Origin of the sequence: Rhodococcus globerulus NBRC 14531, assembly GCF_001894805.1 — a bacterium.
GTDB lineage: Bacteria > Actinomycetota > Actinomycetes > Mycobacteriales > Mycobacteriaceae > Rhodococcus_F > Rhodococcus_F globerula.
Genome location: NZ_BCWX01000001.1, coordinates 1,892,455 through 1,913,618, shown reverse-complemented (window position 1 = coordinate 1,913,618; position 21,164 = coordinate 1,892,455). Strand labels below are relative to the sequence as shown.

Below are 21,164 nucleotides of genomic sequence, written 5' to 3'. Positions count from 1 at the left end.
GGTAGTCACTTCTCCCCCGGCTGATCAGCCGATAATGCGTGATCGAAAATGGCAGGTAGTGCCGCCACAAACGCCTCGGCCTGCTCGTCGGTGAGGATCAGCGGCGGTGCCAACCGGATGACTCCGGGATTCGCTGCATTCACAAGATACCCGGCTTCACGTGCTGCATTTTCCACTGCGGGCGCAACGTCCTGCGTCAGCACCACACCGAGCAGAAGTCCGGAACCGCGGACGTAGTCGACCAGCGGATGGCCCAGTTCTTCGATGCCTGCGGTGATGGACTTGCCAAGGCTGTCTGCGCGCGAGATCAAGTCTTCGTCCGCAACGGTCTTCAGCACGGCAAGTGCCGCCGCAGCGCACACCGGGTTGCCACCGAACGTCGTCCCGTGTTTTCCGGGACCGAACAGCTCTGCCGCAGCGCCGGTCGCAATGCAGGCGCCGATCGGCATTCCGCCGCCGAGCCCCTTCGCGAGAGTGATGACGTCCGGAACGATGCCGACAGCCTGATGAGCGTAGAACCAGCCGGTCCGGCCGATACCGGTCTGCACCTCGTCCAGTACCAGCAGAGCGCCCCGCTCCGCCGTGATCCGGCGAGCTTCGACCAGGTATCCCTCTGGCGGCACGACAACGCCGCTTTCACCCATGATCGGTTCGAGGAACACTGCCGCGGTATCGGAATCGACAGCCCGGTCGAGAGCCTCGATATCGCCGTAGGGAACGAATTCGACGCCGGCAGGCATCGGTTCGAACGGCGCCCGCTTGGCCGGCTGACCGGTCAGCGCCAAGGCACCCATCGTCCGGCCATGGAAGGAGTTCTCGGCGGAGATGATCTTCTTGCGTCCCGTGGCGCGGGCGAGCTTGAAGGCGGCTTCATTGGCCTCGGTACCCGAGTTGCAGAAAAACGCCCGACCGGACACATTGCCCAGATGTCCGAGCAACTGCTCTGCCAATTCGATGACAGGCTCGCTCGCATACAGGTTGGAGACGTGCCCGAGGGTCGACAGCTGATCCGTCACAGCCTCGATGATTGCGGGATGCGCATGACCGAGAATGTTGACGGCGATGCCGGCGAGGAAATCGACGTACTGCTTACCGTCGGCATCGGTGAGAACGGCGCCTTCGCCGCGTACGAGAGCTACCCGAGGTACACCGTAGTTGTTCATCAGCGAAGCGGACCACCGCTGCTGCAATTCGATCGTGCTCATGAGTTGACTCCCTGCTCGGTGATGTCGGCTCCGGGCACAACCATCGTGCCGATGCCCTCACCTGTGAAAAGTTCGAGTAGAACGGAATGCGCAAGCCGTCCGTCGATCACGTGCGCCGACGGAACTCCGCCTCGCACAGCGCGCAGGCAGGCCTCCATCTTCGGCACCATGCCCGCGTCGAGACTCGGCAGAAGCTGTGCCAATGCGTCGGTGTCGATTTCGCTCGCGAGCGAGGAACGGTCCGGCCAATCCGTGTACAGCCCTTCGACATCGGTCAGAACAACCAGCTTCTCCGCACCGATCGCTTCGGCCAAGGCCGCTGCAGCCGTATCCGCATTGATGTTGTGAACAACGCCGTCCACGTCGGGAGCGATTGTCGACACCACCGGAATGCGTCCTGCCGCAATGAGATCAAGCACCGCGTCGGGGTTCACCGTGGTGACGTCGCCAACCAGGCCGATATCGGTCTGCTCGCCTTCCACTGCAACGGTACGACGCGTCGCTGTGAACAGGTGGGCGTCTTCGCCGGAAATTCCGACAGCGTACGGTCCGTGCGCGTTGATCAGTCCGACAAGCTCACGGCCCACCTGACCGAAGAGCACCATCCGGACGACGTCCATGACTTCCGGTGTCGTGACCCGGAATCCACCACGAAACTCGCCCTTCATGCCCAGGCGGGCCAGCATGGCATTGATTTGCGGTCCACCGCCGTGAACCACAACGGGGTGAATGCCGACGGTACGCAGAAACGCCATGTCCGCGGCAAACGCGGTCTTTAGCTCGTCGTCGACCATCGCATTACCGCCGTATTTGACGACAACGATCTTGTCGCGGAAACGCTGTAACCACGGCAACGCTCCGGCCAGGACGTGTGCCTTCTGATGTTCGCTGATCGAACTCAACAGATCGGTCATGACGAGTACGCCGAGTTCTCTTCGACGTACGCGTGCGACAGGTCCGTCGTGCGAATCGTCACGGACTCGTCGCCGATCCCGAGGTTGATATCGAGTTCGATGTCGATGCCACTGAGATCGACATCGCGCGCGCCCGGTGCACCGACGCCGCCAATGCAGACGGGACTTCCGTTGAAGGACACACTGATTCGATCGGGGTCAAGTTCGATGGGCGCGATACCGACGGCAGCAAGGACGCGTCCCCAGTTGGGATCGGAACCGAACAGCGCGGTCTTGACCAGGCTGTCACGCGCAATGGTCCGGGCACCGATCAGCGCGTCGGACTCGGAGGCCGCACCGCGAACCGTCACCTTCACACGCTTGGTGACCCCCTCGGCGTCGGCCATCATCTGATCGGCGAGGTCGTCGCACACTGCCAACACGGCAGCGTTCAATTCGTCCTGACTGGGGGCGACGCCACTGGCACCGGACGCGAGCAACAGCACGGTGTCGTTGGTCGACGTGGCACCGTCGACATCGAGGCGATCGAAACTCAGGTGGGTTGCGGCGCGCAACGCGGCGTCGAGCTGCTCAGCGGTCGCAACGGCATCGGTCGTGACGACACACAGCATCGTCGCCAATGCTGGCGCGAGCATGCCTGCACCCTTGGCCATGCCGCCGACATTCCACTTGTTTGCGTGGTGCAGCGACGCCTGCTTCGGCACGGTATCGGTGGTCATGATCGCGTACGCCGCGTCCGTACCACCGGAAATACCGCCCGCAAGTTCGTGCACTACCTCAGTGACACCGGGAAGCAGTTTGTCCATCGGCAGCCGGTCACCGATAAGTCCGGTGGAACACACGGCAACCTCGATCGCGCCCGTCTCTGTGCCCCAGTTGCTCAGCGCCGACGCCACTTCCTCGGCGGTCTTGTGCGCATCCTGAAATCCACCGGCACCGGTGCACGCGTTGGCGCCGCCGGAGTTGAGCACAACTGCGCGCAGTTTGCCTGTCGTCAAGACCTGCTGCGACCACAGCACCGGCGCAGCCTTCACCTTGTTGAGGGTGAAGACGCCCGCAGCCGCAAGATCAGGTCCTTCGTTCAGCACCAGCGCGAGGTCCGACTTGCCACTCTTCTTGATACCGGCGGCAATTCCGGCGCCGCGGAATCCGGCAGGTGCCGTCACACCCTGAGTGCGCAGCAGGCGGCCCCCGGCGACGTGCTTGACGTCGGATTCGGTTGCGTCGTCGATCTGCTGCGGATTGTCGGTGCTCACGGAGCTACTCCCACGGTAGAGAGACCTGCGGTCTCGGGTAGACCAAGGGCAAGGTTCATCGATTGCACTGCGCCACCGGCCGTGCCCTTGGTGAGATTGTCGATTGCTGAAATCACAACGAGCTGACCGGCGTCGCTGTCAACGGCGATACCGATCTGTACTGCGTTGGACCCGATCACTGCGCCGGTCTGCGGGAAGACCCCGGCAGGCAGCACATGGATGAACGGCTCGTCCTTGTAGGCGTTTTCGTATACTTCCCGCGCCTGCGCTTCGCTGGCCGTGGTGGCGGCAGTGCAGGTTGCGAGGATGCCGCGAGGCATGGGAGCAAGGACGGGCGTGAACGACACGCTGATATCCTGTCCGCCTGCGGCTTTCAGATTCTGGATGATCTCGGGAGTGTGGCGATGTACGCCGCCGACACCGTATGCACGGGCCGAACCCATCACCTCGGAGCCGAGCAAATCAGCCTTGGGAGCCCGGCCGGCACCTGAAGTGCCGCTCACAGCAACAACATTGACGTGTGAGCCGACAATTCCGGCCGCAACTGCGGGCGCCAAGGCAAGGCTTGCGGCCGTCGGGTAGCAACCCGGTACGGCGATACGCGTTGCGCCCATCAACTTCTCACGGTTGCCGGGCAATTCGGGAAGACCGTACGGCCACGTTCCGGCATGGGGGCTCTTGTAGAACTTTTCCCACAAAGCGCCGTCCTGAAGCCGGAAGTCCGCGCCGCAGTCGATGATGACCGTCGACTCGGGCAACGCCTTGGCGTACTGCGCGGAGTTTCCGTGCGGAAGGCCCAGGAACACCACGTCATGCCCGGCCAGGATGTCAACCGTGGTCTCTTCCAGAACCCGAGCCGACAGCGGAAGAAGGTGGGGGTGATGCTCGCCGAGCGTCGAACCCGCGTTTCCACCGGCAGTCAGCGAACCGATCACCAGGCTGCCGTCGGCGTACGAGGGGTGTCCGAGAAGCAGACGCAGAACCTCACCACCGGCATACCCACTGGCACCGGCGACGGCGACTCTGATCGGCTTGCGTATCTCCTCAGTCATACACATCATTATGCATCATCGTGCAAGGGAATGCATAATTACTTATCCCGGTTGTTATTTACCCATCGAGCGCCGAATCTCCTCCAGTTTGGCCTTCGCAGCCTTCTGACGCTCGTCCCACTGCTCGTCGACGGTCTTGCCCGCCGGACTTTCGTGCGCCAACTCCGCCGAACCGATCGACGTACCGAATCGTCCTTCGATCTTCTCCCGCACACGATCGAAGGTGGGAACTCCCGCTTCGGTGTAATCAGGCTGGGTGTAATCAGGCTCGGAGATTATTACGCCGCTCACGGCCACCACCGGGACATCGATGATCTCGTCAACTTCCACCACGGTGTCGGGAAGTTCCACCACCTCGGCGTCAGCGGCCGTTGAATCGGCTACTGCTCGACTCTGGTCGATACTCGCAGCAGCCGCATCGACGACGGAGAGGAGGACCGACAAACTGGGGCGACGTTCCGCGACCGCACGAATAACGGCCAGGAAATCCTTGTCGTCGAGTGCGTGTGCAGCTTCGACCACATCGTGCACAGAACCATCGTGTACAGAACCACCGTGCTCGGTCATCGTCAGTCCCTTCTCGAAAACGCCGACGGACAACCTCGATCCTTCCACGGCGGCCGCCAGGAGCGTCAGCGTGACGCGAGATACGCGGTAAACGCCTCCTGGCTCGAATACGAGGGAACGTAACCGAACTGCTCCTTGAGTCGCCGATTGTCGAGAACCGGCCGGAACTGGAGAAAACCGACCCGTTCCGGACCGTGCTCCGTGACACCGAGACGCCGTCCGACGCGCAGAACGCCGCGCAACAACCACGCCGGCAGTGTCAGAGTTCCCTTTCCCATCTGTGCTGCCAGATCGTCGACCGTCAACGCTCCGTCACCGGCAACGTTGAAAATGCCGACCTGATCGCCCGTCACCGCTTCGGCAAAGGCCCCCGCCACGTCCGTGTGCCAGACAAATACGAATGGACTGTCACTACCGGCGACCTTGAGAAGTCGAGGGCGGTCGAACAGTGCGGTGATCTGGTTGTTCACCGTCTCCCCGAGGATCGTGCCGATACGGAAGATCACCTGCTCGAGTTCCGGGTGCACAGTCCGGTATTCGGCCAGCATTTCCTCGACGAGTCGCTTGTGGCGGCTGTAGGTGAATGCGTCGTTGCCCCTGACCGCGACATCCTCGGTGATCCACGGAGGATTATCGGGGTGATAGCCGTAGGCCGCACCGGACGACGACACAACCACTCGTCGCACGCCGAATTCGACGCAGGCAGCAAGCACATTCCGCGTCCCGTCGACGTCGACGCGATACTCCTGTTCCGCGGTGGTGTGCTTGCCCGGATTGACGATGGACGCAAGGTGAACCACGACGTCCGGCCGGTGCTCGGCAAACACTTCGGCCAACTCCGTAGCCTTGCGGACGTCCGCGTGCACTCGGCGCACGTGGTCTGCGGCCACCTCGGGCACAGATAGATCCGCGCTGACGACTGTGACGCCTTGCGCCGTCAACGCCTCGACGACTGCAGTACCGAGGAAACCGTTTCCACCTGTAATCAGTGCAGTGGTCACGCTGCTACCTCCGTTCGGATTCGCCGTTTCGACCACAAAGTTGCGAGCGCCAATCCTGCGATGATGTCCCAGATCCCCCACCAGCCGGCAACAATTGCCATGCCGCCGAGGCCGTCGAAGAAGGTGAACACCAACCCAAGCCCGAGCCCTGCGTTACGGATACCGACTTCGAACGAGACTGCGCGACGGCTGTATTCGTTCAACCCGGTCGCGACACCGCACACGTATCCCAGGCCGAGCGCAACAGCATCGTGCAGGAACACCGCGATCAGCACCACACCGATGTAGTCGACGAAGTACGACGCGTTGCCCGCCACTCCTGCCACGATGAAAATCAGCAGTGCAATCAGTGCGCCGTTCTTCACCCAGGGTTGGGCCTTCGCGGCCAGTTCCGGAAACTTCCGGGCAGCCCAGATTCCGATGACAAATGGCACCCCGATGATCAGCGCGATCTGCACGACCATCTCGAGGGCGTTCAGGTTCACCGACGCCAGCAGCGCGTCGGTCTCCGGGCGTCTGCTCCCCCAGAAGGCAAAGTTGAGCGGCATCAGGAAGATCGCGAGCACGTTCGACACAGCCGTCATCGACACCGACAGTGCGACGTCGCCGCCGGCGCGGTGGGTCAGGACGTTCGAGATGTTGCCTGGTGGGCAGCACGCCACCAATATCATGCCGAGCGCAACCGACGGAGCCGGCGAAAGAACCAGTGTCAGAACAAATGTCACGGCGGGTAGCAATACGAATTGCGCCGCGATGCCCACCGCCATCGCCTTGGGTTTGGTCAACGCACGACGGAAGTCGTCGACCGACGTGTCGAGTGCGATCCCGAGCATGATCGCGGCCAGAACCACGTTGAGAATCATCAAGGACCCAGGATTGAAGTTGAGAACCACCTCGTCGATCGGCATCACTGCCCGCCTTCCGTCAATGCTGTGTCGAGCAGACCGATATGACGCTTGATCGCCGCGCGGTAGGCATCCTTGTTCACGTAGTAGGCCATCCGGCCCAACGTCAGATATCGATATCCCCCGGACAAATCGGGCGGCGGACCAGCTGCGGCCGCGTCGAAGTCTCGGGCTGCCGCGGGAGCGTCGGTTCGCGCTTTGATCAGTTTCGCGACCATCTCGGCCTGCTCGAAGCGGCCCTGCCACCCCAGGCCCGATGCTTCGACCATCCCGAGAACAAACAGATTCTCGTGACGTCGGCTTGCGACGTTGAGAAACAGATCCGGTGCTGCCCCTGCCCAATCCAGATGCTTGCGGGCAATGAACGGGTAGTCGAGGTGGTAGCCGGTCGCACACATCACGAGGTCGTAATCCGACACCGATCCATCGACAAAATGGACACTGTCCCCGTCGAACCCGTCAATGTCAGCGCGAACCTGCACGTCGCCGTGTCCCACGTGATGCAAGATCAGCGAGTTCACCACCGGATGAGACTCGTAGATCTTGTAGTCGGGCGCCGGAAACCCGAAGTGCACCGGATCGCCGGTGAACTGTTTGAGTACCAGAGTGTCGAGTCGTTGTTTGATCCACGGCGGCAACGGTTTTCCCTGGTTCAGCGTGTCCGACGGACGCCCGAACAGGTACTTCGGTACAAAGTAGTATCCGCGCCGGACACTCAGATCCACGGAATCTGCGTAGTGAACCGCGTCGACGGCGATATCGCACCCACTGTTTCCCGCCCCGATGATCAGTACCCTCTTGCCGCGGAAAATCTCTGCGCTCCGATATTCGCTCGTATGCAGGAGTTCTCCGCTGAACTGCCCGCGGAAAGTGGGCATATTCGGCTTGGACAACGTTCCGTTGGCGATGATCACGCCCCGATACTTCGCGGACGTGATCTCCCCGTCTCGCCCGCGGGAAGTCACCTGCCACAGCGAGTCCGTCGGCGTGACCTCGACGACGGTGGTTCCGAAGCTGAAGTGTTTTCGGAGGTCGTGGACATCGGCATAGTCGCGGAAATACTCGGCGAGTTCCACATGGCTGGGATAGTCGGCCACCGAATCCGCCATCGGAAATTCCGTGAACGCAGTAGTGCTTTTCGACGAGATGAGGTGGGCCGATTCGTACACGGTGCTGTGCGGGTTGTCGATGTCCCAGAGACCACCGACATCATCGTGGCCCTCGAAACCGTCGAACTCGATACCGGCCCGATCAAGGTTACGAGCCCCGGCCAAACCCGACGGTCCCGCACCGATCACCGCGTACTTGTTCTCTGTGCTCATCCGTTGTTTCCGTCCACCCGGCCTGCTCGACGCAGATTCTTCCTGTCGCTCGAGAGTGGCAGATAGTCCGAAATTAACGCCGATATGCCGGATAATGACGGAATGAGTGCTGATTATGCCGACAAAGGTCTGTTTATCGATGAAATCGACTTGAGGATAATCAATGCGCTTCAACTCGCCCCGCGCTCCACATGGCTCTCACTGGCCGGGCCACTCGAACTGGATGCTGCGACAATCGCCCGACGGTGGAACCGGCTCTCCGACTCCGCGTTGGCCTGGGTAACAGTTACCCCTGGACCTCGCGTCCTCGACGCTATCGTGACAGCTGCAGTCGAAATCGACTGCGCACCGGCACAACTCGATGCCGTCGCCGATCGCCTGACGACGTTGGCCCACGCGGTGACCATCGAAATCTCTACGGGCAGAGCCGATCTCCTGGTCACTGCCGGAACACCGGATCTGGCATCGATGTCGCAATTCATCTCCCAGCAGATCGCCACGATCGACGGCGTGCAAGGCTTGCGAACGTCGATCATCACGCGCTGGTTCACCGAGGGCGGCCGGTGGCGACTCAACGCACTTGCCCCATCCGAGCGCGGCATCCTTGCTGCCGGCGAATCGCGTGGGCGACGCTCACCTTCGCGAGTAGCCGCCGTGTCGGAACAAGACCGCACACTTCTGACCACGCTCGCTCACGACGGGCGGACACCGATGCGGGAACTTGCCGATTCGATCGGAATCAGCCCCGCCGCCTGCAAACGGCAAATCGACCGGTTGACCTCATCGGGTTTGGTGGCATTGCGGTGCGAATTCGCCCGGCCCGTCGCGGGACTACCGATACTCGCAACCCTGTGGTGCCGTGTCGACGCCGAGCATCTGGACATGGTTGGTCGGCTCCTGAGCCGAGCACCCGAGGTGCGGAATTGTTTTGCCGTCGTGGGTAGCGAGAATCTGGTGGTGCAATTGTGGCTGCATTCGCCCGCAGAACTCGACGCCTTCGAGATCCGAATACGCAGGGAGTGCCCCGAATTGCATATCGGGGAACGCTCGATCGTCCTCTACCTCCGCAAACTGCTCGGTCACGTACTCGACCAGCAGGGTCGCCGGACGGGCACCATCGCGCCGGATGTCTGGCTTCCCCGAGAAGCCTGAACATTCTCGAATCCGACTGAACGAGAAAGGGACCCGAGGCGCTGTGGCCTCGGGTCCCATGACAACTCGTGCTGCTAGCCGCGCATCTGCGCGCCTACAGCCTTGGACGCTGCCTCTACTGCTGCGTCACGCGCGGCACTGGCCTCGTCCTCGGTCAGGGTGCGATCCACGCCGCGGAAGCGAAGTGCAAACGCCAGCGACTTGCGGCCCTCACCAACTTGCTCGCCCTCGAACACGTCGAACAGACGAATGTCTTCGAGAAGCTCGCCGCCGCCGACGCGTAGAGCTTCCTGAACCTCGGCGGCCGGAACGTTGCGGTCGACAACGACGGCCACGTCCTGCAGAACAGCCGGGAACGGCGACACACGCGGAGCGGGCAGGTTCTCGACCAACGGCAGCGCGTCCAGATCGATTTCCAGTGCGCAGGTGCGAGCGGGCAGTCCAGCACGCTCGAGAACAGCCGGATGCAATTCGCCGGCATGCCCGACAACGTTGCCGTCGACAAGAACCTCGGCGCAACGACCCGGATGCCACGGCAGATACTGCGCCGCACGCAGTTCAACCTCGACGCCGGCTGCCGCTGCGATGACGCGCACTGCAGCAAACGCGTCCGATGCCTCTGCCGCACGGCCGGGGCCCCACGGGCCGTTGAGCTCACGCAAACCACTGAGCACAGCGGCGACGTGTACCGGCTGCTCGGGCAGTGACGCAATCAGGTTTGCGATCTGATCGTCCGTCGGGCGACGGTCGACCGGCAATGCATCGACAGGCTTGGTGTCAGGCCCCGGAAGCACAACCTGGGCAATGCCGTACAGCGCAAGATCCCGCTGGCCACGAGAAGTATTGCGAGCCAATACCTCCAACAAGCCAGGCAGGAGCGTCGTAGCAAGTTCGGGGCGATCCGCCTCGAGCGGGTTGAGCACCCTGCTGGTATTGCGACGCGGATCGTCGCTGCCGAGTCCCCAGACATCGAAGATGTTGGTGGGCAGGAACACCGGCGGCAGAACCTCGACGAATCCGGCATGTGCAATCGCCTTGGACACCGTGCGCTTGCGACGCTGCTTCGGCGTCAATCCACGTCCGGCGGGTGCAGCCGGGAGAACCGACGGAATCTGCTCGAGTCCTTCGAGACGCAAGACCTCTTCGACCAGATCAGCAGGCTGAACCAGGTCCGGTCGCCACGACGGCGGGGTTGCGACCAACTGGCCGTGCCCTTCGTCGCTGACTCCGACCTCGACAGTGCAACCGACCTGGGTGAGACGACGCGCAGCCGTGCCGTTGGGGTAGCTGACGCCGGCAACGCGATCGGGAAGGTCGATGTCCATCCGAATCGCTTCACGCGGCGCAACCGCACCGACATCGGTGAGGACGGGTTCGATACGGCCACCGGCGATCTCGACGAGCAGTGCTGCTGCGCGGTCGACTGCGGCAACCGGGATCGCCGGGTCCACAACGCGCTCGAAACGCTTGCTGGCCTCGCTGGACAGCTTGTGCCGACGCGCAGTCTTGAAGACTGCAAGCGGATCCCAGGTAGCTGCCTCGAGCAAGATGTCCGTGGTTTCGGACCCGACCTCGGTAGTCGCGCCGCCCATGACTGCAGCCAACGAGATGACGCCGGAATCGTCGACGATCACCACATCCTCGGGATCGAGGGTGCGCTCGACCTCGTCGAGTGTGGTGAGCTTCTCGCCGGCTTTCGCGCGGCGAATCACCAGGTCGCCCTTCACTGCGTTTGCATCGAATGCGTGCAGCGGCTGACCCAGTTCGAGCATCACGTAGTTGGTGACGTCCACAGCAGGAGAGATCGGGCGAACACCCGAGAGCAGCAAGCGTCGCTGCATCCACCACGGGCTGACCGCCTTGGGATCGATGCCGGTGACCTTACGCATCACGAAGCGCGTCGCCTTGGACTCCGGTTCGAGCTGTACCGGCCACGCCTGCCCCTCAGCGGGGTGGGCGGGAACCGAAGCAGGATCGGCAAATTCGAGATCGAAGCCGCACGCGAGTTCACGAGTAAGGCCGCGTACCGAGAAGCAGTAGCCACGGTCAGGGGTGATGTTCAGTTCGATGATCGTGTCACCGAGCCCGAGCAACTCGTTGCCGTCTGCGCCGGGCTCAGCAGTGCCGGGTTCGAGCACGAGGATGCCCGAGTGATCCTTGCCGATTCCGAGTTCCGCGACAGAGCAGATCATTCCGTCGGAGATCTTGCCGTACGTCTCACGAGACGCGATGGCAAAGCCGCCAGGTAGGACAGCGCCGGGCAACGCAACAACGACGAGGTCACCCTCGGCAAAATTGCGGGCACCACAGACGATGCCGCGCGGCTCTGCTTCGCCGACCTCGACCTGGCAGAAACGGATCGGCTTCTTGAACTCGGTGAGTTCGGTGATCTCGAGGACCTTGCCGACCACCAGGGGGCCGTCGATTGCCTCGAGTGTGTCGAGTTCCTCGACTTCGAGTCCTACCCGGACGAACCCAGCGTCCAACTCTTCGGGAGTGACTTCCCACTCCGGAGTTGCCCGCTGCAGGATCTCGGTCAGCCAGGATTGCGCTACTCGCACGTCAGCTCAGCTCTCTCGTTTTCTCGATAAGTCTGTTGGTCGAAAAGGTCCGGATACCGGACCGGTCAGCCGGCAACGCCGAATGGCAGCGTGAAACGCACGTCGCCTTCGACGATGTCACGCATGTCCGGGATGCCGTTGCGGAACTGCAGAGTCCGCTCGAGGCCCATACCGAACGCAAATCCCGAGTACTCGTCCGGATCAATTCCACTGGCACGCAGCACGTTCGGGTTGACCATGCCGCAGCCGCCCCATTCGACCCACCCTGCGCCACCCTTCTTGTTCGCGAACCACACGTCGACCTCAGCCGACGGTTCCGTGAACGGGAAGTAGTTGGGGCGCATACGCGTCCGAGTCTCGGGACCGAACAATGCACGTGCGAATGCGTCCAGAGTTCCGCGAAGATTGGCCATCGTCAGACCCTTGTCGACAGCAAGACCCTCGACCTGTGAGAACACCGGCGTGTGCGTCGCATCGAGTTCGTCGGTACGGAAGGTGCGACCGGGGCAGACGACGTAGATCGGAACCTCACGCGTGAGCATCGTGCGCACCTGCACCGGCGAGGTGTGCGTACGCAGCACCTGACGCGAGTTCTCCGGCGCCAGATGGAACGTGTCCTGCATGGTCCGCGCGGGATGATCCGGCAGGAAGTTCAGAGCGTCGAAGTTGAAGTGCTCGGTCTCGACCTCCGGTCCCTCGGCGACCTCCCAGCCCATCGCGACAAACACGTCGGCGACCTGCTCGGAGATCAAGCTGATGGGATGACGGGCACCCACTGGATAACGATCGGATGGCAGCGTGACGTCGATTGCCTCGGCGACCAGCACCGCGGCGTCTCGTTCGGCAAGGAGAACCTCGCGACGCGCGTCGTACGCAGAGCTGATGCGCGTACGGAAGATGTTGACACGCTTGCCCGCTTCGGCCTTTTCCTTACCGGGAAGGCTGCCGAGACCACGGCGAGCGAGGGCGATCGGGGACTTGTCCCCCATGTGCTCAACCTTGACCTGAGCCAGTGCATCCAGGTCCGCTGCCTCCGCGAGCGCCTTCTCTGCGTTCTCCGCGGCCGCGGTCAGCGCCTCTTCGGTGAGCGCACTCGCATCGACGTCCGGCGGGGTCGCGCCCTCATTTTTGGCCACGGCTGTGACACTCCTGTCGCTTCTCGGTTTGCTTCTCTACTGCGGTCGAGCATTGTGTCGAGCATTGTTACGCTCTTGCATTCTCTCAGGCTTCCGCAAATGGAATTCCGAGAGGTCACTTCCGTCTTGTTCGTCAGCCCTGATCGGTGTCGCGATTTTGCACCCGCGCACTCGCATAGAGGCAGATAGCGGCTGCAGTCGCCAGATTAAGGCTCTCGGCGCGCCCGTGGATCGGAATACGGACACGGTAATCAGCGCGGGCCGCTATGGCCGGATCAAGACCGTGCGCTTCGTTTCCGAACAGCCAGGCCGTCGGCTTGCTCAACAACTCGTCCGCGTTGTCGAGGTCGACCTCTCCGTCGGCAGCAGTCGCCAGGATCTGAATACCGGCGGCGCGGATCTGTTCGATCACCGAATCGGTATCGCGTTCACGAACAACCGGTAGGTGGAACAGGCTGCCCGCCGACGATCGAACCACTTTGCCGTTGTGCGGGTCCACGCTGTCTCCGGCCAGGATCGCGGCATCAGCACCAACTGCGTCGGCAATCCGAATTACCGTGCCCGCGTTGCCCGGTTCGTTGACCTCGACCGGAACGGCAAGGAGCTTGGTATCCGGGCGGATCGCGTCCGACAGAGGAACATCGAGGAGATCACACACGGCAACCAGGCCGGGCGGAGTCACGGTGTCGCTCAGTGCCTTAGCTGCGCGGTCGGTGACGAGAGCAGCGCGAACTCCGGAGCTCAACGCCAGATCGATGACGTGTTGATACCGATCGGCAGCGGCCTCTGTGTAGAAGAGATCACGGACCACGGTGGCGGTTGAGCCGTTGGCCTTCAAGACTTCTGTGACGGAGTTTTCGCCCTCGACCAGGAATCGTCCTGCTTTACGTCGTTCTGCTGTGCGCAGGAGCTTGACAGCAGAAACGACCCGCGGAGTCCGCTCGGTGAGCGGATCCACGGGCCGTTGCTGTGATGCGTCGATCAGGCTGCTTCTCCGGCAGGCGCATTCACGTCAGCCGGCAGAGCGGCCTTCGCGAGTGCAACGAGGCCGGCAAAGGCCTCTGCATCGGAGACGGCGAGCTCGGCGAGGATCTTGCGGTCGACGTCGACCTCAGCCAGGCGCAGGCCCTGGATCAGGCGGTTGTACGTGATGTCGTTGGCCCGAGCTGCAGCGTTGATACGCGTGATCCACAGCTTCCGGAACTCACCCTTGCGTGCACGACGGTCGCGGTATGCGTAAACCATCGAGTGGAGCTGCTGCTCCTTGGCCTTGGTGTACAGACGCGAACGCTGTCCACGGTAGCCGCTGGATGCAGCAAGAATTGAACGACGCTTCTTCTGGGCGTTGACCGCCCTCTTTACGCGTGCCACGTGAAAATCCTGTCAATCTAGGGGCTGAGATTCGGCCCCGGGTGGTCAGTAAGGGGGACGACTCAGATGCCGAGCATGCGCTTGATGCGCGGTGCGTCATCAGGGCTGACGACAGCGACACCGTCGAGACGACGGGTGACCTTGCTGGCCTTGTGCTCGAGAAGGTGGCGACGGCCGGCCTTCTGGCGCAGGAGCTTGCCGGAACCGGAAACCTTGAATCGCTTCGAGGCGCCGCTGTGGGTCTTCATCTTGGGCATGGAGTCCTCAGTTCTTTGTTACGTGATGGTGCTTGGGGAATCGACTAGCTGGTCGGAGCTTCGGGAGCCGCTTCTTCGGCTGCCGGGGCTGCCGGAGCCGCCGGAGCTTCGGGAGCCGGCTTCGGAGCCGCCTGAGCGACGGGCGCCTGAGCGCTTTCCTGAGCCTTGACGCGGGTCTTGGCACCCTTGTGCGGCGCCAGAACCATCGTCATGTTGCGACCGTCCTGCTTAGCCGAGGTCTCGACGAAACCGAGGTCTGCGACGTCTGCTCCCAGACGCTGCAGAAGGCGGTAGCCGAGTTCGGGGCGTGACTGCTCACGACCGCGGAACATGATCGTGACCTTGACCTTGGAACCAGCTTCGAGGAAGCGAACAACGTTGCGCTTCTTGGTCTCGTAGTCGTGGGCGTCGATCTTGGGGCGAAGCTTCTGCTCCTTGATGACCGTAAGAGTCTGGTTCTTGCGAGACTCACGGGCTTTCTGTGCAGCTTCGTACTTGAACTTGCCGTAGTCCATGATCTTGCAGACCGGCGGACGGGCATCAGGAGCTACCTCGACAAGGTCGAGGTCGGCTTCCAGAGCCAAGCGGAGTGCATCTTCAACACGCACGATGCCTACCTGTTCACCGCCAGGTCCGACCAAACGGACCTCGGGAACGCGGATTCGATCGTTGATGCGGGTCTCAGTGCTGATGGGGCCTCCTAGGTTGAACGGTGCGGTCTTGTGACCGCACGCAGCTAGTTCTACCCAAACCCCAACAAAAAACCCCGCGGTGATATTTCTCCGCGGGGCCCGATGTCGACCGATCAGATCAAACCCAGCTCACGCCAGGAACAATCTCCTCGACTAAACGAGGAACCTGATGAAGAATAGATTCTTCGTCAGGTGACCGGAACCACTGAACTGCAGTTTCACCTGCCGCGCAAAGGTGGGAGTCGGGCTCCACTTGCTGCCCCCGAACATGTCGGAGGCGGTCGTTGGGACAAGAGTATCAGGCCGGCGGCGATGAATCTAATCGTGCCTGCACAAGACAAGGGCAGATTGAACTGCTCCGGACCGTGATGGAATCCTTGCAGACATGAGTGAGAACTTCGAAGCAGATCAGAACACCGACGCGAACCCTGATGTACGCGAACTCTCCGAGGTTCCCGCAGTCGAGGTCATCAGCCGCGCCGCCGTGATGCTGATGAGCTCCGCAGCAGAGAAGCTCGGACTGTCCGACGCCGACCCGTCGGCCAGCCCCTACCTGGACCTGGACGAAGCGCGCCGGGTCATCACCGCGCTCGCCGGACTGGTCACCGCATCCGTCGAATACCTCGGCCCCCACGCGGGTCCCATTCGCGAAGGCCTGCAGGCCCTCCAGCGTGCGTTCCGCGAAGCGTCGTCGCACCCCGACGAGCCGGGCAAGGGCCCGGGCGAGAAGTTCACCGGACCGGTCTACTGAGTCACGAACGGCGACCACACACATGGCAACCGCGAACAAAACGCAGCCGACTCCAGACGACGTCGGTGCCTTTGTCGATCGAATTGCCGACCCTGTCAAACGCGCCGACAGTGCGGAACTGATTTCCGTACTGTCGGCTGCGACCGGCGAACCGCCGGTGATGTGGGGAACCAGCATCATCGGATTCGGTGCCCGCCACTATCGCTATGCAAGCGGACACGAAGGTGACACCGCACTGATCGGGTTCTCACCTCGAGCGACCGCACTGACCCTCTATTTGTCACTGGACTTCGACGAGCACGCCGCGACGCTCGGCCGCCTGGGCAAGCACAAGATCGGCAAAGGCTGCCTCTATGTCAAACGGCTCAGTGACATCGATCGCTCAGTCTTGGAAGAACTTGTCACGGAATCCGTTGCGGCGGCCCTGAACATGAACTCCTGAGCCGTCAACTCGCGTCAGCTGCCGAGCGAGCCGTCGGCGGCGGCTCTCCGAACAGCGCAGTCTCTCGAGGAACAAAAAGCTCCTTGGTCAGCGTCGCTTTCTGGATCCGATCGAGACGGAACCACCGAACCGCGTCCCTCGTTCGGCACCAACCGATCACGAACCACCGATCTCGGGCGTGAGCCAGCAGATGTGGCTCGACCGCACGCGTCGATTCGGCACCGTCTCCGTCGATGTACCGCAACGACACAACACACTTACGTTCCAAAGCCTGCTCGATCGCGCGCCGGTTCACTCCTGACTCGTCATCAGATTCTTCGTCATGCCGAACCCAGACGCGCCCGCTGAGTTCCTCAACTCTGGCCCGACTGTCGGCGTCCATGACGTCGAGTAGTTTGGCCAGGGCTGCCCGTCCGTCGTCCGCGAACGGAGCGTCTCCGACAGCAGTCAAGGCCAGGGCGATCGACACTGCCTGCGGGACAGTGAAATTCACCGGAGGCAGCGTCGCGCGCCCAATCAGACGGTAACCGCCGCCAGGTCCGCAGCGACCTTCGATCGCGGATCCCGACTCCGTCAATGTCTCGATGTCACGCTTGACTGTGCGCGGCGTGACACCGAATTGCGCCGCCAACTGCGCCGCATTTGACCCGCGATCGCCACGACGACGCAACTCCTCGAGGAGTGCGTGCAATCTGGCCGCTCGATTCACGTTTCCGATTGTCCCAAATTTCGATACCAAACGGTGACAAAATCGGTGACACGCAGTTGTCACCGATAGCCCGCCACTATGGGCTCATGAAAACTCACATCGTTCTGGTTCCCGGATTCTGGCTCGGCGCATGGGCGTGGGACGCGGTACTCCCCCACCTTCAACGCCCTGACACCCACGTAACCGCACTAACACTTCCGGGACTCGAGTCGGTGGACTCGCCCCGGAACACCGTGACTCTCGATTCCCACGTCAGCCCAATCGTCGACGCCGTCTCGAGGTCGGACGAACGCACGATCCTGGTCGTGCACAGCGGCGCCGGAGCGTCCGGGTACGCCGCGACCGATCGCGTACCCGACCAGATTGCGCGCATCGTCTACGTCGACAGCGGTCCGATGCCGGATGGCACCGCTCTTCGACCCGATCTCGCCGAGGATGCGATCGAGGTTCCACTACCGCCTTGGGCCGAACTGGAAGCAGACGGGAGCAGCATCGAGGGACTCGACGACGACGCCTTGACGGCGTTTCGTGACCGCGCTGTCCCCGAGCCTGCGGGCGCAGCTCGAGATCAGATCGTCCTGACCGATCCGAGACGCTATTCGGTTCCCACCACTGTGGTGTGCAGCAGCTATCCCTCCGACGTCATCAAACAGATGGCCGATGGTGGGTTTCCCATTGCCGTCGAACTCGCGAAGTTGCCGGTGACGTACGTCGATCTTCCGACCGGACACTGGCCGATGTGGTCACGCCCGAAGGAGTTGGCCGAAACCATTCTCGACGCAGCAGACGCATAGCGTCACGACGCAGCAGTGATGCCGGGACGACAAACCGTCCCGGCATCATCGCGATCGCGCCTATCTCACCCTCTCAGGCCACCGATGCGGACTTCTTCCGCGGCGCAGCCTTCTTGGGGGCCGTAGCCTTCGCGGCGCGCTTCTTGGCCACAGTCTTCTTCTTCACGGGAGCCTGTTGCGCACTGAGTACCTCGCTGAGGAACTTGCCGGTGTAGCTCTCGGGCACTGCAGCAATTTCTTCCGGAGTTCCTTCTGCCACAACGGTTCCACCGCCGGATCCACCTTCGGGACCCATGTCGACAACCCAGTCCGATGTCTTGATGACATCGAGGTTGTGCTCGATCACGATGACACTGTTGCCCTTGTCGACCAATCCGTTGATGACGATCAGCAACTTGCGAATGTCTTCGAAATGCAGGCCGGTTGTCGGCTCGTCGAGGATGTAGACGGTACGTCCGGTGGAACGCTTCTGAAGCTCGGCGGCAAGCTTGACGCGCTGTGCCTCACCACCGGACAGCGTCGGCGCCGGCTGTCCCAGTCGCACGTAACCGAGACCGACATCCACCAGAGTCTTCAGGTACCGGTGAATCGAGGTGACCGGCTGGAAGAACTCCGCCGCCTCCTCGATGGGCATGTCCAGAACCTCGGCGATGGACTTGCCCTTGTAGTGAACCTCGAGTGTCTCGCGGTTGTACCGAGCTCCGTGGCAGACCTCGCAGGGTACATACACGTCGGGCAGGAAGTTCATCTCGATCTTGAGGGTGCCGTCACCCGAACATGCCTCGCAGCGACCGCCCTTGACGTTGAACGAGAAACGCCCCGGCTGATAGCCGCGCACCTTGGCTTCGGTGGTCGCAGCGAACAGCGTGCGGATCTTGTCGAACACACCGGTGTAGGTAGCCGCGTTCGACCGCGGGGTACGGCCGATCGGCGACTGATCAACCTGAACCAACTTGTCGAGTTGGTCGAGTCCGTTGATTCGGGTGTGGCGGCCAGGCACCTGACGCGCGCCGTTGAGCTTGTTGGCCATGACGGTTGCCAGGATGTCGTTCACCAATGTCGACTTGCCCGAACCGGAAACACCGGTAACCGCGGTGAGAACACCCAATGGGAAGCTCACGTCGATGCCGTCGAGGTTGTGCTCACGCGCACCGACAACGGTGACCTGACGCTTACGATCGACCGGGCGACGGATCTCGGGGACCTCGATGAACTTTCGCCCGGACAGGTACGCGCCGGTAATCGACTCGTCGCAGGTGAGCAGCTCTTCGTAGGGTCCGCTATGGACTACCTGGCCGCCGTGCTCTCCGGCATACGGACCGATGTCGACCACCCAGTCGGAGGTACGAATCGTGTCTTCGTCGTGCTCGACCACAATCAGGGTATTGCCGAGATCGCGAAGCCTGGTCAGTGTTTCGATCAGGCGACGGTTGTCTCGCTGGTGCAAACCGATGGACGGCTCGTCCAGCACGTAGAGCACACCGACAAGACCCGAACCGATCTGCGTTGCCAGCCGGATTCGCTGGGCCTCACCACCGGACAGGGTGCCAGCGGCACGCGACAGCGAGAGATACTCGAGGCCGACGTCGAGGAGGAATCCGAGGCGGGCCTGAACTTCCTTGAGCACCTGTCCCGCGATGGCTTCTTCGCGTGAACCGAGCGTGAGACTGTTCAGGAAATCTGCGCAGTCGGAGATCGAGAGTTCACACACCTCCGCGATGGACTTGCTGCCGAAATCTCCGGCGGCAATGGTCACCGACAGGATTTCCGGACGCAGTCGCGCACCGCCACACGCGGGACACGGGGTGTCGCGCATGTAGCCGTCGTAGCGTTCCTTCATCTGATCGGATTCGGTCTGCTCGAGCCTGCGATGCAGGAAGGGCATGACGCCCTCGAACTCCGCGTAGTAAGAACGGGTACGGCCGTACCGGTTCTTGTACCGGACGTGGACCTGTTCCTCACTGCCCTCGAGAATTGCCTTGCGCGCCTTGGCTGGAAGCTTGTTCCACGGCGTCTTCATGTCGAAGCCGAGGATGTCGCCGAGGCCGGACAACAAGCGCCCGAAGTACTCGGAACTCTGCCCCATCGACCACGGCGCGATTGCTCCGTCCTCGAGGCTCAATTCCGCGTCGGGTACAACAAGTTCGGGGTCTACCTCTTTGCGAATACCCAGACCCGTGCACTCCGGGCAGGCTCCGTACGGCGAGTTGAACGAGAACGAACGCGGCTCGAGATCGTCGATCGCGAGTGGATGGGCGTTGGGGCACGCCAACTTCTCGGAGAATCGTCGCTCCCGATCGGGCGCGTTTTCTTCACGGTCGACAAAGTCGAGAACAACAATGCCTTCGGCAAGCCGGAGAGCGGTCTCCACCGAATCCGTCAGTCGCTGCTTGGAGCTTGCCTTCACCTGAAGACGATCGACGACAACTTCGATGTCGTGCTTTTCCTGCTTCTTCAGCTTCGGCGGATCGGTCAACGGGTAGACGACACCATCAACCCGCACACGTGAGTAACCCTGCGTATTGAGCTGCTCGAAAAGATCGACGAACTCGCCCTTGCGGGTGCGCACAACCGGAGCGAGGACCTGAAACTTGATGCCCTCCTCCATGTCGAGGACCTGATCGACAATCTGTTGAGGGGTCTGGCGTGCGATTTTCTCCCCACACACCGGGCAGTGAGCGGAACCTGCGCGGGCATAGAGAAGACGAAGATAGTCGTAGACCTCGGTAATGGTTCCGACGGTTGACCGGGGGTTCCGGTTGGTCGACTTCTGATCGATCGACACCGCAGGCGATAAGCCTTCGATGAAATCGACATCTGGTTTGTCCATCTGGCCCAGGAACTGACGCGCGTACGCCGAGAGTGACTCGACATACCGGCGCTGTCCTTCGGCGAAGATCGTGTCGAACGCAAGGCTGGATTTACCCGAACCCGACAAACCCGTGAAGACGATCATGCTGTCTCGCGGGAGATCCAGGTCGACTCCTCGCAGATTGTGCTCTCGCGCACCCCGCACGATCAGGCGATCCGACACACCAATTCCCTTCATCGTCATTCATCTAGGGCTGTCCACCAGC

General features: G+C 62.0%; 20 protein-coding genes. 4 read left to right on the top strand and 16 right to left on the bottom strand.

Going from position 1 to position 21,164, the window contains the following annotated elements; genetic code table 11:
* Positions 1-5: 5 nt before the first annotated feature.
* The 8 genes from RG2_RS08575 to RG2_RS08540 form a co-directional block, all read right to left on the bottom strand.
* A complete protein-coding gene (locus tag RG2_RS08575; RefSeq protein ID WP_033230784.1) occupies positions 6-1,205 on the bottom strand; it encodes an acetylornithine transaminase in 1,200 nt (399 codons plus the stop codon).
* Positions 1,202-2,119 carry an acetylglutamate kinase gene (argB, locus tag RG2_RS08570; protein WP_033230785.1) on the bottom strand — a complete coding sequence of 306 codons (918 nt, stop codon included), beginning with the start codon at positions 2,117-2,119 and terminating at the stop codon, positions 1,202-1,204. The genes RG2_RS08575 and argB overlap by 4 nt, the downstream gene beginning before the upstream one ends.
* Entirely contained in the window at positions 2,116-3,375 is a 1,260-nt protein-coding gene (gene argJ, locus RG2_RS08565; RefSeq protein ID WP_033230786.1) for a bifunctional glutamate N-acetyltransferase/amino-acid acetyltransferase ArgJ, read from the bottom strand. Before argJ ends, argB begins: the two co-directional genes overlap by 4 nt.
* Complete coding sequence (gene argC / locus RG2_RS08560; protein WP_033230787.1) at positions 3,372-4,427, bottom strand: N-acetyl-gamma-glutamyl-phosphate reductase; 1,056 nt, start codon at positions 4,425-4,427, stop codon at positions 3,372-3,374. Before argC ends, argJ begins: the two co-directional genes overlap by 4 nt.
* 54 nt (positions 4,428-4,481) lie before the next feature.
* On the bottom strand, positions 4,482-4,994 hold the full coding sequence (locus RG2_RS08555) for a hypothetical protein (protein WP_172936242.1): 513 nt from the start codon (positions 4,992-4,994) through the stop codon (positions 4,482-4,484).
* 65 nt (positions 4,995-5,059) lie between these two features.
* Entirely contained in the window at positions 5,060-5,995 is a 936-nt protein-coding gene (locus tag RG2_RS08550) for an SDR family oxidoreductase (RefSeq protein ID WP_033230788.1), read from the bottom strand.
* Positions 5,992-6,903 (bottom strand): bile acid:sodium symporter family protein, encoded by a 912-nt coding sequence (locus RG2_RS08545; RefSeq protein WP_033230789.1) that lies wholly within the window; start codon positions 6,901-6,903, stop codon positions 5,992-5,994. The genes RG2_RS08550 and RG2_RS08545 overlap by 4 nt, the downstream gene beginning before the upstream one ends.
* A complete protein-coding gene (locus RG2_RS08540) occupies positions 6,903-8,222 on the bottom strand; it encodes a flavin-containing monooxygenase (RefSeq protein ID WP_033230790.1) in 1,320 nt (439 codons plus the stop codon). The genes RG2_RS08545 and RG2_RS08540 overlap by 1 nt, the downstream gene beginning before the upstream one ends.
* Positions 8,223-8,324: 102 nt before the next feature.
* Here RG2_RS08540 and RG2_RS08535 point away from each other — a divergent pair, with 102 nt between their 5' ends.
* Positions 8,325-9,374: an Lrp/AsnC family transcriptional regulator gene (locus tag RG2_RS08535; RefSeq protein ID WP_033231392.1), complete on the top strand. Its 1,050-nt coding sequence runs from the start codon at positions 8,325-8,327 to the stop codon at positions 9,372-9,374.
* Positions 9,375-9,448: 74 nt separating this feature from the next.
* Here RG2_RS08535 and pheT read toward each other — a convergent pair whose 3' ends face one another.
* The 6 genes from pheT to infC all read right to left on the bottom strand — a co-directional run bounded on the left by pheT (position 9,449) and on the right by infC (position 15,391).
* Positions 9,449-11,935 carry a phenylalanine--tRNA ligase subunit beta gene (gene pheT, locus RG2_RS08530; protein ID WP_033230791.1) on the bottom strand — a complete coding sequence of 829 codons (2,487 nt, stop codon included), beginning with the start codon at positions 11,933-11,935 and terminating at the stop codon, positions 9,449-9,451.
* A 65-nt stretch (positions 11,936-12,000) separates the two neighbouring features.
* Positions 12,001-13,071, bottom strand: coding sequence for a phenylalanine--tRNA ligase subunit alpha (gene pheS / locus RG2_RS08525; protein WP_033230792.1), 1,071 nt, complete (start codon positions 13,069-13,071; stop codon positions 12,001-12,003).
* Positions 13,072-13,204: 133 nt separating this feature from the next.
* A complete protein-coding gene (locus RG2_RS08520; protein ID WP_033230793.1) occupies positions 13,205-14,029 on the bottom strand; it encodes a TrmH family RNA methyltransferase in 825 nt (274 codons plus the stop codon).
* Between the two features lie 23 nt (positions 14,030-14,052).
* A complete protein-coding gene (rplT, locus tag RG2_RS08515; RefSeq protein WP_033230794.1) occupies positions 14,053-14,442 on the bottom strand; it encodes a 50S ribosomal protein L20 in 390 nt (129 codons plus the stop codon).
* A 62-nt stretch (positions 14,443-14,504) separates the two neighbouring features.
* Positions 14,505-14,699, bottom strand: a complete 195-nt coding sequence (gene rpmI / locus RG2_RS08510) for a 50S ribosomal protein L35 (protein WP_033230795.1) — start codon at positions 14,697-14,699, stop codon at positions 14,505-14,507.
* 44 nt (positions 14,700-14,743) lie between these two features.
* A complete protein-coding gene (gene infC, locus RG2_RS08505) occupies positions 14,744-15,391 on the bottom strand; it encodes a translation initiation factor IF-3 (RefSeq protein WP_165826367.1) in 648 nt (215 codons plus the stop codon).
* Positions 15,392-15,776: 385 nt separating this feature from the next.
* Here infC and RG2_RS08500 point away from each other — a divergent pair, with 385 nt between their 5' ends.
* Together RG2_RS08500 and RG2_RS08495 are read left to right on the top strand one after the other, a co-directional pair.
* Entirely contained in the window at positions 15,777-16,142 is a 366-nt protein-coding gene (locus RG2_RS08500) for a DUF1844 domain-containing protein (protein WP_033230796.1), read from the top strand.
* A 22-nt stretch (positions 16,143-16,164) separates the two neighbouring features.
* Positions 16,165-16,584 (top strand): DUF1801 domain-containing protein, encoded by a 420-nt coding sequence (locus tag RG2_RS08495; RefSeq protein ID WP_033230797.1) that lies wholly within the window; start codon positions 16,165-16,167, stop codon positions 16,582-16,584.
* A 4-nt stretch (positions 16,585-16,588) separates the two neighbouring features.
* Here the strand turns inward: RG2_RS08495 and RG2_RS08490 are convergent, their stop codons facing one another.
* Positions 16,589-17,293 carry a helix-turn-helix transcriptional regulator gene (locus tag RG2_RS08490; RefSeq protein WP_033230798.1) on the bottom strand — a complete coding sequence of 235 codons (705 nt, stop codon included), beginning with the start codon at positions 17,291-17,293 and terminating at the stop codon, positions 16,589-16,591.
* An 86-nt stretch (positions 17,294-17,379) separates the two neighbouring features.
* Here RG2_RS08490 and RG2_RS08485 point away from each other — a divergent pair, with 86 nt between their 5' ends.
* Positions 17,380-18,087, top strand: coding sequence for an alpha/beta fold hydrolase (locus RG2_RS08485; protein ID WP_072782356.1), 708 nt, complete (start codon positions 17,380-17,382; stop codon positions 18,085-18,087).
* A 73-nt stretch (positions 18,088-18,160) separates the two neighbouring features.
* On the opposite strand, the gene uvrA is transcribed toward RG2_RS08485, so the two are convergent.
* Positions 18,161-21,121, bottom strand: a complete 2,961-nt coding sequence (gene uvrA, locus RG2_RS08480) for an excinuclease ABC subunit UvrA (RefSeq protein ID WP_033231394.1) — start codon at positions 21,119-21,121, stop codon at positions 18,161-18,163.
* Positions 21,122-21,164: the final 43 nt, after the last annotated feature.